The sequence below is a fragment of the Pseudoalteromonas sp. SR44-5 genome (assembly GCF_014163675.1).
Classification (GTDB): domain Bacteria; phylum Pseudomonadota; class Gammaproteobacteria; order Enterobacterales; family Alteromonadaceae; genus Pseudoalteromonas; species Pseudoalteromonas rhizosphaerae.
Genome location: NZ_JACJDT010000011.1, coordinates 89703 through 106841, shown reverse-complemented (window position 1 = coordinate 106841; position 17139 = coordinate 89703). Strand labels below are relative to the sequence as shown.

The following is a 17139-nucleotide window of genomic DNA, read 5'->3' as shown; positions in this document are numbered from 1 at the left end:
TTTATATTATTTACCTTTATGGCGCCACGTATCTTTGGACTGTTCACGTTTATTAAAAGGCATCGCAAAGGGTGCGAATTCTTTCATAACACGGCGATAAACATCGCGTTTAAACGATACAACTTGCCTTACCGGATACCAATAACTTACCCACCGCCAATCATCAAATTCCGGATGATGTGTTTTTAGTAAGTTGACGTCTTCGTCTTTACAACGCAGTTTCAATAAAAACCATTTTTGCTTTTGCCCAATACACACCGGACTGGAGTCTCGGCGGATCAAACGCTTGGGCAATTTATAACGTAACCAATGTTTTGAACTTGCGACAATTTCTACATCTTCAGGGCGCAAGCCGACTTCTTCGTGTAATTCACGAAACATGGTCTGCTCTGCTGTTTCGCCACTATCAACACCACCTTGAGGAAACTGCCAAGAATGCTGACCATAACGTCTGGCCCAAAAGACCTGTCCCTGATTATTGCAAATTACAATTCCGACATTGGCACGAAAACCTTCGGCATCAATCACCTTAGTGCCTCATTTGTAAGTCGATTTTTAATGATTGTTCCACATTACCTGCAATACGGCAAACAATATTCAGAGTTTTACGCATCTTACTCACAGCTTGTGCATAACTTTAGTTTATACAGCTCATTTTGCAAACAAATCCACAATAACAGATCCAATAACTTGCCTTTTCCACAGTTTCTGTGGATAACATTGTTCATAGTTATGTATTTATCCCAACAAGTTTTCAACACAGCTTAAAGGCTTTACAAATTCAACAGTTAAAAACCATTAAATTCAATACATTAAGCTTAAAGTCAGCAAGTTTCACCTTGTCTAAAAACACAGCGAACTATCACTGGACAAAAAACACCCAAACGCAAAGATATCCACGGTTAAACTCTTTTGCTATCATGAGTAGTGAATTTATACAACCAAATAACTCGCTATGAAACCGATAAAACCACATTCAATCAATGAATTAATGCAACGTGTTAGCAACATTGCAGGACTGACATTAGGCCAATTAGCAAGTCATTATCAGTTTAAAACACCTGAGCATTTATTAAAGGAGAAAGGCTGGACGGGGCAATTGATTGAATATGCATTAGGTGCTACAGCAGGTTCCAAACCTACCCCTGATTTTGAAGAGCTCGGGATTGAACTTAAAACGCTACCAATCTCATATAAAGGCAAACCATTAGAGACCACTTTTGTGTCTGTGACACCGTTATTGAATGTCACAGGTATGACATGGCAGCAAAGTAATGTGCGTAAAAAACTCAATCATGTCTTGTGGCTACCCATACTAGGCGAGCGCGACATTGTGCCATTTGATAGAACCATTGGTAGTGGCTTTTTATGGCAACCCTCAGCAGAGCAAGATGCGCAGTTACAGCTAGACTGGGAAGAACAAATGGAGCTGATAGCACTGGGACGTGTTGATGAGATCTCAGGGCATTTAGGGGATGCGATGCAAATTCGCCCAAAAGCAGCTAATAGCAGAATAGTCACCGATGCCATCGGTCCAAACGGGCAAATTATTAAAACCCTACCCCGAGGTTTTTATTTAAAAACCAGCTTTACAGGGCAGATTTTGAAGCAGCAATTTCAGCTTTAACGCCTAAAAATGCGCGAGATAAACTCGCGCCTACAAGGCACTTAAATAAAAATCCCCGCATTTGCGAGGATTTTTCAAAAGTTTAAATCAGCTTCTTATAAAAGAATTACTGACCTTTAACTTCTTTAAGACCATTAAAAGGTGCTTTAGCGCCTAATTGCTCTTCAATACGTAGCAATTGGTTGTACTTCGCTACACGATCAGAACGGCTCAATGAACCTGTTTTGATTTGACCAGCTGCAGTACCCACTGCTAAATCAGCAATTGTTGAATCTTCAGTTTCGCCTGAGCGATGAGAAATAACAGCAGTGAAACCAGCGTCTTTAGCCATTTTGATTGCAGCTAACGTTTCAGTTAGTGAACCAATTTGGTTAAACTTGATTAAGATTGAGTTGGCAATACCGTTGTCGATACCACGCTTTAAGATCTTAGTGTTTGTCACGAATAAATCGTCACCAACTAATTGGATCTTATCGCCAAGTAGTTTTGTTTGGTGTGCAAAGCCGTCCCAATCAGACTCATCAAGGCCATCTTCGATAGACACGATTGGGTACTGTTCAGTTAGATCTTTTAAGAAGTAGTTAAACTCTTCTGAGGTGAATTTTTTACCTTCGCCTTTAAGGTCGTAGATATTTGCTTCTTTGTCATAAAACTCAGACGCAGCACAATCAAGTGCTAGAGTAATGTCTTTGCCTAACTCGTAGCCTGCATTAGCAACAGCAACTTTAATTGCTGCAAGTGCCGCTTCGTTAGAGGCAAGGTTTGGTGCAAAACCACCTTCATCACCCACTGCGGTTGAATGACCATCAGCTTTAAGTACTTTGGCAAGGCTGTGGAATATTTCTGCACCCATGCGAAGCGCTTCACGGAAGTTGGCAGCGCCAACTGGCTGGATCATGAATTCTTGAATATCAACTGAGTTATCAGCATGCTCACCACCATTGATGATGTTCATCATTGGTAACGGCATAGAATAAACACCTGGTGTACCGTTTAAGTCAGCAATGTGCTCATAAAGCTCTACTTTTTTAGATTGTGCAGCAGCTTTTGCAGTTGCTAATGACACTGCTAAGATTGCATTTGCACCTAATTTTTCTTTATTTTCGGTACCATCTAAATCTAGCATTACTTGGTCAACAGTGCTTTGCTCTAGTGCATTTTGGCCAGCTAAGGCTGTCGCGATTTCATTATTAATAAAACCAACCGCTTTTAATACACCTTTACCTAAGTAACGTGCTTTATCACCATCACGTAATTCTAGTGCTTCGCGAGTACCTGTTGATGCACCTGATGGTGCAGCAGCGCGGCCCCATGAACCGTCAGCTAAATGAACATCAGCTTCTACAGTTGGGTTACCACGCGAATCCATAATTTCGCGACCGATCACTTTTACGATATTTGACATCTTGATTCCTCTTTTCCCAAAATGGTGAGTCTACTCCGACTTTATTAATTTTCCTTAATGCCGTCGGCTTTGAAAACAAATAAGCCGTGCATAGTGCACGGCTTATTCATATTACGATGACGCTTTTTGATGAATATGCGCAGCGGCAACAAACCCTTCAAATAGCGGATGACCATCACGCGGTGTTGAGGTGAATTCCGGGTGGAATTGAGCCGCAATAAACCACGGGTGATCTTTATTCTCGATGATTTCAACTAGCTTCTTATCTTCCGATAAACCAGTGAAACTCAAGCCAGCTTTTTCAAGCTGTTCAACAAAATTATTGTTTACTTCGTAACGATGACGATGACGTTCAACAATCTCATCACTACCATATACTTCACGTACTTTTGAGCCTGGTGTTAAATGACATTTTTGTGCGCCTAAACGCATAGTGCCACCTAAATCAGATTTTTCGCTACGTGTTTCAATGTTGCCTTCAGCATCTAACCATTCTGTGATCAAACCAACCACAGGGCTTGACGAGTTAGCATTAAACTCGGTTGAGTTTGCATCTAATAAGCCTGCAACATTACGTGCATACTCAATTAGCGCAACTTGCATACCTAAACAGATACCAAGGTAAGGTACTTTATTTTCACGGGCATATTTTGCCGCTAAAATTTTACCTTCAACACCGCGACCACCAAAACCACCAGGAACTAAAATAGCATCAAGGTTAGCTAATAACTCAGTACCTTTACTTTCAACATCTTGTGAATCAACATATTGAATGTTTACTGTTAAACGATTTTTAAGACCTGCATGTTTAAGTGCTTCGTTTACAGATTTATAGGCATCAGGTAGTTCAATGTATTTACCAACCATACCGATAGTCACTTCACCCGTTGGGTTTGACTCTTGGTATAACACTTGTTCCCACTCAACTAAATCAGCTTCAGGGCAATCAAGATGGAAGCGACGACATACAAAGTTATCAAGCTCTTGCGATTTTAATAGCGCAGGAATTTTATAAATGCTGTCTACATCTGGTAATGAAATAACCGCTTTTTCTTCAACGTTAGTGAAAAGAGCAATCTTTGCACGTTCGTTATTTGGTAATTTACGATCTGAACGACAGATAAGAATATCTGGTTGAATACCAATCGAGCGTAACTCTTTAACAGAATGCTGTGTTGGTTTGGTTTTCACTTCACCCGCAGGGCCTAAGAATGGCACTAACGTTAAGTGAATAAACAATGCGCGCTCACGGCCAATCTCTGTGCCAAGCTGACGAATTGCTTCTAAGAATGGTTGTGACTCAATATCACCAACCGTTCCACCAATTTCAACGAGTGCCACATCATGGCCTTCAGCACCGTCATAAACACGTTGCTTAATATCGTTGGTAATATGTGGAATAACCTGAATTGTTGCACCAAGGTACTCACCACGACGCTCACGACGCAGCACATCTTCATATACACGACCTTGTGTGAAGTTGTTACGGCTTGTCATTTTGGTACGGATGAAACGTTCATAGTGACCTAAATCAAGATCGGTTTCAGCGCCGTCTTCGGTGACAAATACTTCACCATGTTGAATTGGGCTCATTGTGCCTGGGTCAACGTTGATATAAGGATCCAGCTTTAAAATGGTAACATTTAAACCACGGGCCTCTAAAATAGCTGCCAACGATGCTGCTGCAATACCTTTACCCAACGAGGAAACAACCCCGCCGGTAACGAAGATAAATTTTGTACTCATGCGAACCCTAGAATATCAGGAATTAAAAGGAAAAATATAGAATCAAGACGGGGCGAAATTATAGCAAAGGCACTGCCATCAATCCAGCGAAAGTTAGTAATTCTCTGCACAAAAAACGCACTCAGCGTTTCGCATTATTTACTGCTGCTTTTTTATCGCATCCCATGCGGCATCCATTTCAGCAAGGGTTGCTGTATCAAGCGATTGCCCACGCTCACATAAATAGGCTTGTACTTTTTCAAATCGCGCTGAAAACTTATCGTTGGCGCTACGTAATAATTGCTCTGGGTCACGTTTAATATGCCGTGCTACATTAACTGTAGCAAACAATAAATCGCCGATTTCTTCTGCGCTGTGTGCTGAAAATGGATCAACGGCTAACGCTTCTTTTACTTCATCAACTTCTTCAGCCACTTTATCTAATGCACCATGATAACTAGGCCAATCAAAGCCTAATCCTGCAACCCGCTGCTGAATTTTTTTGGCTTTACTCAAACTAGGCAGACTAGCGGGTATATCTTGCCATAATGTGTTGCTTTGCGGTTCAGCTTTTGCTGCCCGCTCCTGTGCTTTTATAGTTTGCCACTGCTCACTGAGTTGTTGTTCAGTCAGCCCTTGCTGATCGGCAAATACATGTGGATGGCGACGCACTAACTTATTATTTAGCCCAGCCATTACATCATTAAAATCAAATAACCCTTGCTCTTGTGCCAATTGCGCATAAAAAATCACTTGAAAGAGTAAATCACCCAGTTCATTTTTGAGCTCACCGAAATCACCTTTTTCAATGCAATCGGCTACCTCGTATGCTTCTTCTAAGGTATGCGGTACGATGGATGTAAAGTCTTGCTTTAAATCCCACGGGCAGCCTGTTGCTGGATCACGTAATTTAGCCATAATGGCTAATAACTCAGTTAAGGTATTCGTCGAGGTATTAGTTGTCTGGTTCATTTACATTCCTAGTGACTACGTTTTGCTTCATGCACGCCTTCGATTTGATCTAATTTTGATAGTAATCGATTGGTACTTGATAAATCATGTACTTCCACTTGCATGGTAAACAACGCTAATTGGCGGTCGTCTACGGTTTCCATATTCATATTCAGCACATTAACTTTTTCATTGGCCAGTACCGAACTAATATCACGTATAAGCCCAGCTCTGTCACTTGCTTCAATTTTAATACACAGAGCATAAGAGCCGTTAATTTCGTCTGACCAACTAACCGCAATAACACGCTCAGGGTGTTGTGTTCTTAGATTATGAAAAGAATCACAGTCAGTCCTATGCACACCTATGCCACGCCCTTGCGTGATATAACCGATTATTGACTCACCAGGAACTGGGCGGCAACATTTAGCCACATGGCTCATTAAACTACCAACCCCATCAACCACGATACCATTTTTATCACCGCTGATTTTAGTCGGGTTCTTAAAGCGGATGACGGGCTCGTCATCAGAGCGATCCGTGATAAAATTCAGCAACTGATTTAAACGCACATCGCCGGCGCCAATCGCAACCATTAAGTCATCTAACTCTTTAAAGTTATAGCGAGTAATAGCCGGCTCTAAGTTTTTGTAGGTCAAATCGAGCTTTTGCAATTCGTTATCTAGAATTTCTTTACCAGCACTGAGATTTTTATCGCGATCGAGTTGTTTAAACCAGTGGTGTATTTTCGCTCTCGCGCGGGATGATTTAATATATCCCAGTGATGGATTTAACCAATCGCGGCTAGGATTAGGTTGTTTTTGGGTTAAAATTTCAACCTGATCGCCGGTGTGTAATTGATGGGTAAAAGGCACGATTTTGCCAAATACTTTTGCACCAATACAACGATGACCGACATTTGAGTGAATATAATAAGCAAAATCCAGTGGTGTTGAGCCCAGCGGTAAATCAAAAATATCGCCACGGGGAGTAAAAATATACACCCGATCTTCGACCACTTGATTTTTTAGCTCTTCGGCTAAATCGCTGCCATCAACCACCTCTTCTTGCCATTGCAATAATTTACGCAACCAGCTAATTTTTTGCTCATACCCAGAGCCACGCCCAGGTAACGCCCCTTCTTTATACATCCAGTGCGCAGCGACTCCGAGTTCAGCATCTTGGTGCATCGCGTGGGTACGAATTTGGATTTCAACCGTTTTGCCTTCTGGGCCAAATACTACGGTATGAATGGATTGATAACCATTTTGTTTAGGGGTGGCAATATAATCATCAAATTCTTTATTTAGATGACGCCAATTGGTGTGTACGATCCCCAGCGCACCGTAACAATCTTGCAATTCATCCACCACAATACGCATGGCGCGAATATCAAATAACTGGTCAAACTCGTAATTCTTTTGCGCCATTTTTTTGTAAATACTGTAGATATGTTTTGGCCGACCATATACCTCGCCTTTAATACCTGCTTGAGCCAGTTTAGTTTTAACTTGCTCAACCATATCTACCATATAAGCTTCGCGACCTAGGCGCTTATCATCCAATTGCTTGGCAATATTTTTATACACATCAGGGTGCAAATAGCGAAACGATAGATCTTCCAGCTCCCACTTTAATTGCCCAATCCCTAACCGGTTAGCAAGTGGCGCAAAGATATCAGCGGTTTCTTTTGCAGCAATCACCCGCTCTTCTTCGTTGGCGTTTTTAACCTCTCGTAAATGACATACCTGCTCAGCAAGTTTAATAACCACAGCGCGCACATCTTCAACCATCGCCAATAACATACGGCGTATATTATCAACTTGAACGGTGCCAGTACCTTGATGAGCCAAAGTGCTAATAGTAGCCATTTGTGCAACACCCGTTAGCAGAGTTGCCACATGGCTCCCCATCACATCGCTTACTGTATCGATGTCGATTAGATTAGCCAAAAAACTCGGCGTAATATATGCGGTAGCGAGGGTGTCTGCATCGAGATTCATTTCAACCAAAATTTCGACCATTTCCATGGCAATATTTTGTTGCTGATGATTATGCAGTTCAGCGCAAAGGGTATTCGCTTTACTTAATAGTTCGCGCTTTTCTTGCGTTAAGTTAAGTAAACCAAGTCGTGTGCTAAAATCACCCGGTTTGTCGTGTTGGTGTGATTGCCGAGTAGCTACCATAATGCGCTCTACCTCCGTTGAAATAACGCCATCGTTTCGATATGCCCCGTGTGTGGAAACATATTCATTAGCCCTATTTTTTCAAGTGAAAATGCAGCTTGCGTAATAATTGCGCTGTCACGGGCTAAAGTCACAGGGTCGCAAGATACATATAAAATCGTTTTAAATTGCTTCAGAGGCAGTTGCTCTAAAATAGCTAAGGCACCGGTACGTGAAGGGTCCAGTACTAATACATTCAACTCTTTACTAAACCACGGAGCTTGCTGCATTGTTTGTGTTAAATCAAAACAATGAAAATGAGCATTGGCTATATGGTTAGTTTGCGCATTTTGCGCCGCCATTGCAACCGCAGAAGCCACTCCTTCAACACCAATTACGCTTTTTGCGTTATTTGCCAGCGCTAAAGCGAAGTTACCAATCCCACAAAATAGGTCTAGTACCTGTTCGTCCCCTTTTAAACTAAGCCAGTCAACCGCTTGAGAAAGCATAGCTTGATTTACCTGCGCATTGACTTGAATAAAGTTTTCCAGCCCAAAAGTAAATTTTAGTCCAAGCTCAGGTAAGCTATAAAACGGCATAGGTAAATGGCTGTGGTTAATTTGCTGAGTATCTCCTTGCCATATAATTTGCCACTGATGATCAAGCCCCTGCTGCTCAATAGTTGCTTTTAGCTTATCACTGATGCTTTTAGTGTGGCGGATCACCACAAAATTTTGCTCATCTGCTTGGCATAATTGTATATGGCTAACACTGCGAAGTTCGCCATATTGGTTTAATAACTGATCAAAAACAGTAAAAATTGCGGCAAAATCGTCACTCAGTACTGCACACTGCTGCACACTGATAATTTGTTTAGAACCTTGCGCGCGATAACCAACCCGCATTTTTTTTGCGGTTTTATCAAACATCACCGCTAACCGCGCACTGCGACGGTAGTGCGTCGGCTCGCTCAATAACGGGGCTTGCCAGTTCATTGCATCAAGCTTGGCAAACTTTGAAAACAGCTGGCTCACCGCCACTTGCTTTTCAACTAATTGTTGGTCAAGTCGCAAATGCTGTAATTGGCAACCACCACATTGTTGATAATGTTCGCAAAACGGTTTAACCCGTGCTTCACTGGCCTGCTCAACTTTTATCGTTTTAGCCGCGCTATAACGAGCTTTATCTTCGGTTAGTTTGGCCTTAACCGTTTCACCTGTCAGTGCACCGCTAACAAAGCACACTTTATTATTATGCTTGGCAATCCCCCGACCTTGATGATCCATTCCTGAAATGGCTAAAGTTAACGACTGTCCAGAAAGGGTTTTCTTTTTTGCTTGGAAAAACTGCGCCATCGGGCAACACCTTAAATATTGATTCTACGAGGGTGATTGATTACTAGCTTATAAGTATATACTCTTTAACTAACTAATAATGATAACAACGTTCACTTATGACTAAACTTGGTTTGCGCGACTCAGTTTTAACGCTAACACTTATTCCCACAGTGATTATCGGATTACTACTTGGCGGCTATTTTACAATAAATCGTTACATTGAGCTTGATGAAATTTTATATCAGCAAGGTGCGACTATCTCCGAGCCCCTGTCGATTGCCATTGAACAGCCATTATTAGCAAAAAATAAACAGCTACTAAACCGTTTGATCAGCCATGCGCATAATAAACACTCTCCAGCAATTAAAACCATCGCCATTTTTGACGAGCATAATGAACTGGTATTAACCAGTAACTATCACCGTGACTTTGATGATCTACTGCACAGTGAGTACTTGCAAGCAGGAAAAAACACCAAAGTAGTGCCCAGCGACCACTTAATTACATTTTTTACGCCGATCATCAACCACTCAACGCCAGACGCACAGTGGAATAATGCAACGTTTCAAACATCCCTTGGCACTGTGGTTATTCAGCTCAACAAAGACCAAGCGATTATTGGTCAGCAACAGGCATTACTAGTCAGCGGTATTGTCATTATTTTAGCCTTAGTGTTGGCGGCTATTTTAGCCATCAGGCTTAGCCATATGTTTATGACCCCATTAAATAAGTTAGTACTGGCTACCGACAAATTAATCGAAGGGAAAAGAGAAACCGGCCTAACAGCTCCGATGATGGGCGAGTTTGAATTATTACGCCAAGGGCTAAACACCATTTCTGATACTATGGTGATGCAAAAAGATGAAATGCAAAAGCACATCGATCAGGCGACCAGTGACTTGCGCGAGTCGTTAGAATTATACGAAACACAAAATATTCAGCTCAGTATTGCTAAAACCGATGCCCAAGACGCCAACCGCGTAAAATCGGACTTTTTAGCGAAAATGAGTCACGAACTGCGCACACCACTTAATGGTGTCATTGGCTTTACTCGTCAATTACATAAAACACCGCTAAATAAACACCAAAAAGATTACCTCGATACCATCGAACTCTCAGCCAATAGTTTAATGACTATCATCAGCGATATTTTAGATTTTTCGAAGCTTGAAGCAGGCGCCATGGAACTTGAGTCCATTCAATTTCAACTACGTGACACAATAAACGAAGTACTTACGCTACTGGCTCCCAGTGCGCATGAAAAACAATTAGAGCTATCAATTTATATCAACTCACTAGTACCTGATAACATTACTGGTGATCCGACCCGCTTTAAACAAATTCTGATCAACTTGATTAGTAATGCAATTAAGTTTACTGAAAAAGGCTCAATTAAAATTGATGTTGGCCATCGTTTACTTGATGAAGAACGGACCTCAGTGTTAGTGTCGGTAACCGATACAGGCGTTGGCATTCCAATGGATAAACAAGATGCCTTGTTCACTCCTTTTGGCCAAGCTGATTCAAGCATTACCCGTAAATTTGGTGGCACAGGCCTTGGCTTAATTATTACCAAGCACATAGTTGAAACCATGGGTGGCCGCATTACCTTAAACTCAGCACCTGGTAACGGCACCTGCTTTACTTTTAATGGTGTATTTAGGCTTCCAAGCCATATTTATAACAGCGACTTACCAAGTAGATCTCTTGCAAATAAACGTATTTTATACCTAGAACCGCATGAACATACCCATAATGCGGTGCTCTCTTTACTCACCGAGTGGCAAACAAGGGTTACTGCGTGCTTTGACCAAGAAACCTTTTTACAAGAGTTAAACAAAGAGTTTAATTACGATATTTGTATTATTGGTCATGTTGCCGCAGTTGACGAAATGCAACGCTTAAAAAGCTATATCAAAGCAGTCCGTGAATCGACTGACTACCTGTATTTAATGCTTAATTCGGTATCGCATAATATGCGCGAAGCATATATTGGCTGTGGTGCAGATGCGTGTTTAAGTAAACCGCTGAACCACCGCAAGCTCTGTGAAGTGCTTGCAGCACCTTATCGACTCGATCATCCCGTACACAATATTGAAGAAAATGACGAAAAGTTATTACCGCTAAAAGTATTAGTCGTTGATGATAATGATGCCAATTTAAAGTTACTTTGTACTTTATTAGAAGAGCAAATTGAAACTATCGATACCGCTCATAATGGCTCACAAGCCTATAGTTTGAGCAAAAGCCATAAATACGACATTATTTTTATGGATATTCAAATGCCCATTATGGACGGTATTACCGCCTGTAAACTGATCCTAGAATCATCCTTAAACGAAGATACCCCTATTATTGCAGTCACAGCACACGCCTTAGCAGGCGAAAAAGAGCAACTTATTACCGATGGCTTTAAAGGGTATTTAACTAAACCTATTGATGAAGATATGCTGAAACAAATTATCAGTGATCATAGTCCACAATCACCGCTGCGACGAGACAAAAGCCGCAATGAGCTAGTTGCTATTGAGCCTCCTTTTGTAAGCTCTTCACTGGATTGGCCATTAGCACTGCAACGTGCCGGCGGTAAAAACGAACTGGCGCTTGAAATGCTTAATATGTTGTTACTCAGTGTGCCAGAAACCCTGCGACTACTTGAAGAAGCAACCGCCAGCCAAGATTGCGAACATGTGCTAAGTATTATTCATAAATTTCACGGTGCTTGTTGTTACACTGGCGTACCCAAGCTCAAGGCACTCGCTGAAGCACTGGAAACCGCGTTAAAAGGCGATTGTGATTTAAGTTATATTGAGCCAGAGCTTTTTGAGCTGCAAGACGAACTTGAAAACCTGATGACCGATGCCGGCTTAGCCGAACATTAACGGCAGATCCGCTTAAGTGATTTACCACTTTTTAAGCTACTGATCTGCCAAGTTACATCTGTATCTTGTTGCACCAGACTTACTTTGGCAATGTCACTAAACATAAAATCACCGGGTACATTAAGTCGCGTTAAATTTTGTGATAATGGTTGCTGACAATAAGGGCCTGTATCACCGTGGATCACTAATACCGGCTTTTTTACTGTGTTTACAAATTCCGCCAAAGCATCGCGATACACTTTAAAACCATCACACTGTTCTGGCTGAGTTTTACTGCATGCTGGTTGTGCTGTTTGATGGGTGTAAATATCCGCCTGAAAAGCAATCACATAACCTTTGGCTGCTGAGTTTGCTTGCGCTAACCAGTTAAGGTTGTTGCCGTCTCTTGTATCAGCTTGTTGATAAGCAAGTTGTTTATCACTTTTTAGCACCTCTCGACGGCCATTGTGGGTGCCTGCAATATGCAGCGTTATAAACTCTACATCAGCGAACCGCCAACGCGCATTTTCGTGCATGCTAGGCTGTTGCTGAAAATCAACTAAGGTATTGGCTTTTTCAAGGTATTTATCATCAAACATCAAGGTTTTTAAAAATACCAAGCGCTCTAATTCATCATAACGAGGAGTTAAATTTTTGCGGTCGCAATCAGTCCATTCATTGTCACCGGGGGTGTAAATAAATGGCTGCGTAGTTAAAGAGGTAAGTAACTGTTTATGCTTCTCAAGCAACTCATTGGTGCAAGGCTCAGAACCGGATTTCATATCGCCAACATGGATCAAAAAAGCATGCTCAGTCGTTTTTATTTTTTTACCCAAAGCTCCTATTGGCGCTAAATTCATTTCATCAATTGGAGTATATGGCATATCCCCCATCACCAAAAACGCATTACTGGACAGCGCCCAAGTCAAACCAATTAAACTAAACATCACCATCCCCTATCACGCAAATAGATCTTAAGCTCTCATAGTAACAAACAAATGAACAGTTAAAAGAACGGCTTTTTGCGACTAAGCTTGCTAAAATAACCGCACAGTAATCCTGAATTTATTAATCATGTCATTTAGCACCACTTATACATTAGATAAACCCTACTTTTACGAATGTTTTGATGAGTCTCTGCCTTACAGCGCACAAGCAAAGCCGAAATATGTTTTTTTAGTATTATTGGTTAGTTTAGGACTTACAGCTATTTATTGGTTAGAAAAACACTATTTAGGAAATTTCTTGATCATGGCCGCAGTACTTGAATGTGTTGCTTTTTATTATCGCAGGCCTTGGTGGGTAACGCGGCAAATGCTTAGTCGAGCATCAGGCTCTGAGGCAACGTTAACTATTGATGAAAGCGGTTTTAAAAGCGAAAACCCACATAAAAGCTATCAGCTAGCATGGCAAGATATTGATGAAGTAATTTTTACTGTTCGCGGTATTATTTTAAAAAGTCGTCGCGGCATGCAGTACGTTTCAAACAGCGTACTGAGTGATGAGATTATTGAATACATAAAAAAAAGAGCCACTAAATAGTGGCTCTTTCATATCAATTAAATTGATTAAGCATTGCCCGGATTCGGGTTAGACTTTTCAGCTTGAATACGCATGTAAATTTCTTCACGGTGTACCGAAACGTCTTTAGGTGCATTAACACCAATACGTACTTGATTTCCTTTAACACCTAGTACAGTGACAGTTACTTCGTCACCAATCATTAGGGTTTCACCTACTCGACGAGTTAGTATTAGCATTCTCTTGCTCCCGTATTCCAATAAATTAAAAGATTCCGCGTCTGTATATTAAAGAAAATAAGCCTTAATAGTAAGTAAAAACTCTAAATCGATTCATTTTCTGTTAAAAAAACTCTTTATAATGCGCCTATTGCCAATTCTAAGTATGTTTCATCTATTCAAACTAATATTTTAATATCAGATCTTGATACGTGTTTACGTTAATCTATAAAAACAAACTTACTACACTAGGATATGATTTCATAGTCACTGCCTCAATGGCGACTTTAGTAACTGAGCAACCAACAGAAATTTCTTTACTGTTAATATAATGGTGGCTGTCATTTAATACTTCAAGTAGTTACTAAAATCTTTTCTGTGCACTATAACGGTAGTCGATATAAGCATAGCCTATTTTTTCAAAGTTATGATTAATCTTAACTATTTGGACGCAGTTATCGAGAAAAAGTTTCAATAAAAATTAGTTTTATCATCGCTGTGGAGAGTTTATGGGGATAGTTCCGAGTTTTTTCGTAATTAAGGTAAATCCAGTGGCAATAAAAAATGCGGTAGTGTGTATTTAGTAAGGTATGCCGTTTTAGCTATAAATTTAGGACGTGGCTTAGCTGTTAAAGCAGATTTAGAGTAAACACCTTAAGAGACTCAATTGAGCCTCCTAAAGTGTTAAATCAACTTTACGTACTGAGCTATTAAGTACGCTCAGTTAACCAAGCGGTTACGCTATCAAGTGCTGCAGTTAAGTTTTGCGGCTCAGAGCCACCAGCTTGCGCCATATCAGGACGACCGCCGCCTTTACCACCAACTTGTGATGCCATGTGATTTACCAGCTCACCGGCTTTCACTTTGCCAGTTAAGTCTTTAGTCACACCAGCAATTAAGCTTACTTTGTCGCCATCAGCAACACCAAGTGCAATAACACCTGAGCCAATCTTGTTTTTAAGGTCATCAACCATGCCGCGTAAGGCTTTTGATTCAGTGCCTTCAACGTTTGCCACAAGTAATTTAACACCGTTAATTTCAACAATTGAATCAATTAATGATGCACCCGCAGCACTGGCTAGCTTGTCGCTTAGCTGTGCTATTTGTTTTTCAAGCCCTTTCGACTTTTCAAGCAAGGCAGTTACTTTTTCAAGTACTGATGCGCTGTCGCCTTTAACAAGAGCCGCTACGTCGTTTAGGTGTTGCTCTTGTTCACTTACATAAGCAATTGCATCAGCACCTGTTACCGCTTCAATACGGCGCACACCGGCAGCAATACCGCTCTCAGAAACTATTTTGAATAAACCGATATCACCAGCACGATTTACGTGAGTACCACCACACAGTTCTATAGAGTAATCACCAATAGTCACTACGCGAACTTCATCATCGTACTTCTCACCAAATAACGCCATTGCGCCTTTTTCTTTGGCGGCATCGATTGCCATCAGCTCAGTATTTAGTGCAAAGTTACGACGGATCTCGTCATTCACAACTCGCTCAATTTCACGTAGTTCAGCTTTCGTGACTGCTTCAAAATGCGAGAAGTCAAAACGTAAACGTTCAGGGTCTACGAGCGAACCTTTTTGCGACACATGATCGCCCAATAACTGACGTAGTGCTTCATGTAAAATATGCGTCGCTGTATGATTCTTTTTAACACGATCACGGCGCTTATCATCAATGTTAGCGTCAACTTTATCATTCACACCAATACGCCCCATCACTGTTCCGTGATGCGCGAATGCATTACCAAGTTTAGTAGTATTAGTTACTGTAAACTCACCGCCAGCTACCGTTAATGTGCCGGTGTCGCCAACTTGGCCACCAGATTCAGCGTAAAACGGTGTGCGATCTAGTACCACAATGCCTTGTTGGCCATCTTCAAGTACTGATACAGCTTCACCTTGCGCGAACATTTCAATCACAGTGCCACTATAGTGCGTTGCGTCATAGCCTTTAAAGTCAGTGTGTTTGTCAGACTTTAATTGCTGGTTATAGTCAGCACCAAATTTACCAGCTTGTTGTGCAGTTTTACGCTGTACAGCCATGCACTCTTGGAAGCCTTGCTCATCAATCGTCATAAAGCGCTCACGCGCTACATCTGCGGTTAAATCGGCAGGGAAACCATAGGTGTCATATAATTTGAATACCAATTCACCTGGGATCACATCGCCAGTTAAATCAGTCAGGCTTTCTTCTAAAATAGCTAAACCACGCTCAAGAGTTTTGCCAAACTGCTCTTCTTCAATACGCAGTACTTTTTCGATGATTTCTTGCTGTTTTGCAAGCTCTGGATACGCTTGACCCATTTGTTCGATTAGCGCAGCAACTAACTTATAGAAGAACGAACCTTGTGCGCCAAGCTTGTTACCATGGCGAACTGCACGACGAATGATACGGCGCAGTACATAACCACGGCCTTCGTTTGATGGCATAACCCCATCAGAAATTAAAAACGCACATGAACGAATATGATCCGCCACTACGCGCAGTGATTTATCATCCATATCTTGTGCATTGGTAACTTCTGCAGCAGCTTTAATTAAGCCTTGGAATAAATCGATTTCGTAGTTTGAATGCACGCCTTGTAAAATTGCAGCAATGCGCTCAAGACCCATACCTGTATCAACAGACTGCTTAGGAAGCGGCTCCATCGTACCGTCGCTTTGACGGTTATACTGCATAAATACCAGGTTCCAAATTTCAATGAAACGGTCGCCATCTTCTTCAGGTGAGCCTGGAGGTCCGCCCCAAATCTGTTCGCCATGATCATAAAAAATTTCAGAACATGGACCACACGGGCCAGTATCACCCATTGACCAGAAATTATCTGAAGTAGCAATACGAATAATGCGATCTTCAGGCAAACCAATTTCGTTAGCCCAATAACCAAATGCTTCTTCATCATCATGATAGATAGTAACGAGCAGTTTTTCTTTCGGCAGTTTTACAACGTCAGTCAAAAACTCCCACGCAAACTTAATCGCGTCTTGCTTAAAGTAATCACCAAAGCTGAAGTTACCTAACATTTCGAAAAATGTATGGTGGCGTGCTGTGTAGCCTACATTTTCTAAATCATTATGCTTACCACCGGCACGCACACAACGTTGTGAGCTAGTTGCGCGGTTATAAGGGCGGCTTTCGGCGCCTAAAAATACATCTTTAAATTGCACCATGCCGGCGTTATTAAATAATAACGTCGCATCGTTACCCGGAATAAGCGAGCTTGATGGAACAATTTGGTGTTGTTTAGAGGCAAAAAAATCTAAAAACTGTTGCCTGATCTGTGCGGTAGTCATGTGCTGCATGTGAACGTCTCACCCATT

General features: G+C 41.4%; 12 protein-coding genes. 3 read left to right on the top strand and 9 right to left on the bottom strand.

All coding sequences use genetic code 11. The features are described 5' to 3' along the window. Nucleotides 1-6: 6 nt before the first annotated feature. A complete protein-coding gene (gene rppH, locus H5154_RS08675) occupies nt 7-528 on the bottom strand; it encodes an RNA pyrophosphohydrolase (protein ID WP_145240920.1) in 522 nt (173 codons plus the stop codon). 427 nt (nt 529-955) lie between these two features. Between rppH and mutH the strand changes: the two genes are divergently transcribed. Next, nucleotides 956-1627, top strand: coding sequence for a DNA mismatch repair endonuclease MutH (gene mutH, locus H5154_RS08670; RefSeq protein WP_182718030.1), 672 nt, complete (start codon nt 956-958; stop codon nt 1625-1627). Nucleotides 1628-1733: 106 nt separating this feature from the next. Here the strand turns inward: mutH and eno are convergent, their stop codons facing one another. The 5 genes from eno to rlmD all read right to left on the bottom strand — a co-directional run bounded on the left by eno (nt 1734) and on the right by rlmD (nt 9228). Continuing rightward, a complete protein-coding gene (eno, locus tag H5154_RS08665; protein ID WP_145240917.1) occupies nt 1734-3032 on the bottom strand; it encodes a phosphopyruvate hydratase in 1299 nt (432 codons plus the stop codon). Between the two features lie 111 nt (nt 3033-3143). Then, the gene (locus H5154_RS08660) at nt 3144-4778 is read right to left on the bottom strand and encodes a CTP synthase (RefSeq protein WP_145240916.1); all 1635 of its coding nucleotides are present in this window, start codon (nt 4776-4778) and stop codon (nt 3144-3146) included. Nucleotides 4779-4916: 138 nt separating this feature from the next. Further along, nucleotides 4917-5729 (bottom strand): nucleoside triphosphate pyrophosphohydrolase, encoded by an 813-nt coding sequence (gene mazG / locus H5154_RS08655; protein WP_182718029.1) that lies wholly within the window; start codon nt 5727-5729, stop codon nt 4917-4919. Between the two features lie 8 nt (nt 5730-5737). Then, nucleotides 5738-7894: a GTP diphosphokinase gene (gene relA, locus H5154_RS08650; RefSeq protein ID WP_182718028.1), complete on the bottom strand. Its 2157-nt coding sequence runs from the start codon at nt 7892-7894 to the stop codon at nt 5738-5740. 8 nt (nt 7895-7902) lie between these two features. Beyond that, the gene (gene rlmD / locus H5154_RS08645; protein ID WP_182718027.1) at nt 7903-9228 is read right to left on the bottom strand and encodes a 23S rRNA (uracil(1939)-C(5))-methyltransferase RlmD; all 1326 of its coding nucleotides are present in this window, start codon (nt 9226-9228) and stop codon (nt 7903-7905) included. Nucleotides 9229-9326: 98 nt separating this feature from the next. Between rlmD and barA the strand changes: the two genes are divergently transcribed. Then, nucleotides 9327-12092 carry a two-component sensor histidine kinase BarA gene (gene barA / locus H5154_RS08640; protein WP_149981683.1) on the top strand — a complete coding sequence of 922 codons (2766 nt, stop codon included), beginning with the start codon at nt 9327-9329 and terminating at the stop codon, nt 12090-12092. On the opposite strand, the gene H5154_RS08635 is transcribed toward barA, so the two are convergent. Next, the gene (locus H5154_RS08635; RefSeq protein ID WP_182718026.1) at nt 12089-13018 is read right to left on the bottom strand and encodes a hypothetical protein; all 930 of its coding nucleotides are present in this window, start codon (nt 13016-13018) and stop codon (nt 12089-12091) included. The two genes, barA and H5154_RS08635, sit on opposite strands and share 4 nt — an antisense overlap. A 127-nt stretch (nt 13019-13145) precedes the next feature. Between H5154_RS08635 and H5154_RS08630 the strand changes: the two genes are divergently transcribed. Then, nucleotides 13146-13613, top strand: a complete 468-nt coding sequence (locus H5154_RS08630; RefSeq protein WP_145240906.1) for a YcxB family protein — start codon at nt 13146-13148, stop codon at nt 13611-13613. Nucleotides 13614-13639: 26 nt separating this feature from the next. Here the strand turns inward: H5154_RS08630 and csrA are convergent, their stop codons facing one another. Both csrA and alaS read right to left on the bottom strand, forming a co-directional pair. Next, the gene (gene csrA, locus H5154_RS08625) at nt 13640-13831 is read right to left on the bottom strand and encodes a carbon storage regulator CsrA (RefSeq protein WP_004587515.1); all 192 of its coding nucleotides are present in this window, start codon (nt 13829-13831) and stop codon (nt 13640-13642) included. 689 nt (nt 13832-14520) lie between these two features. Further along, on the bottom strand, nt 14521-17121 hold the full coding sequence (gene alaS, locus H5154_RS08620) for an alanine--tRNA ligase (RefSeq protein WP_145240904.1): 2601 nt from the start codon (nt 17119-17121) through the stop codon (nt 14521-14523). Nucleotides 17122-17139 lie beyond the last annotated feature (18 nt).

Excerpts from the sequence above, each read along its gene's own strand:
- mutH (WP_182718030.1), top strand. The coding sequence starts at position 956 with ATGAAACCGATAAAACCACATTCAATCAATGAATTAATGCAACGTGTT.
- eno (WP_145240917.1), bottom strand. The coding sequence starts at position 3,032 with ATGTCAAATATCGTAAAAGTGATCGGTCGCGAAATTATGGATTCGCGT.
- H5154_RS08660 (WP_145240916.1), bottom strand. The coding sequence starts at position 4,778 with ATGAGTACAAAATTTATCTTCGTTACCGGCGGGGTTGTTTCCTCGTTG.
- mazG (WP_182718029.1), bottom strand. The coding sequence starts at position 5,729 with ATGAACCAGACAACTAATACCTCGACGAATACCTTAACTGAGTTATTA.
- relA (WP_182718028.1), bottom strand. The coding sequence starts at position 7,894 with ATGGTAGCTACTCGGCAATCACACCAACACGACAAACCGGGTGATTTT.
- rlmD (WP_182718027.1), bottom strand. The coding sequence starts at position 9,228 with ATGGCGCAGTTTTTCCAAGCAAAAAAGAAAACCCTTTCTGGACAGTCG.
- barA (WP_149981683.1), top strand. The coding sequence starts at position 9,327 with ATGACTAAACTTGGTTTGCGCGACTCAGTTTTAACGCTAACACTTATT.
- H5154_RS08635 (WP_182718026.1), bottom strand. The coding sequence starts at position 13,018 with ATGTTTAGTTTAATTGGTTTGACTTGGGCGCTGTCCAGTAATGCGTTT.
- H5154_RS08630 (WP_145240906.1), top strand. The coding sequence starts at position 13,146 with ATGTCATTTAGCACCACTTATACATTAGATAAACCCTACTTTTACGAA.
- csrA (WP_004587515.1), bottom strand. The coding sequence starts at position 13,831 with ATGCTAATACTAACTCGTCGAGTAGGTGAAACCCTAATGATTGGTGAC.
- alaS (WP_145240904.1), bottom strand. The coding sequence starts at position 17,121 with ATGCAGCACATGACTACCGCACAGATCAGGCAACAGTTTTTAGATTTT.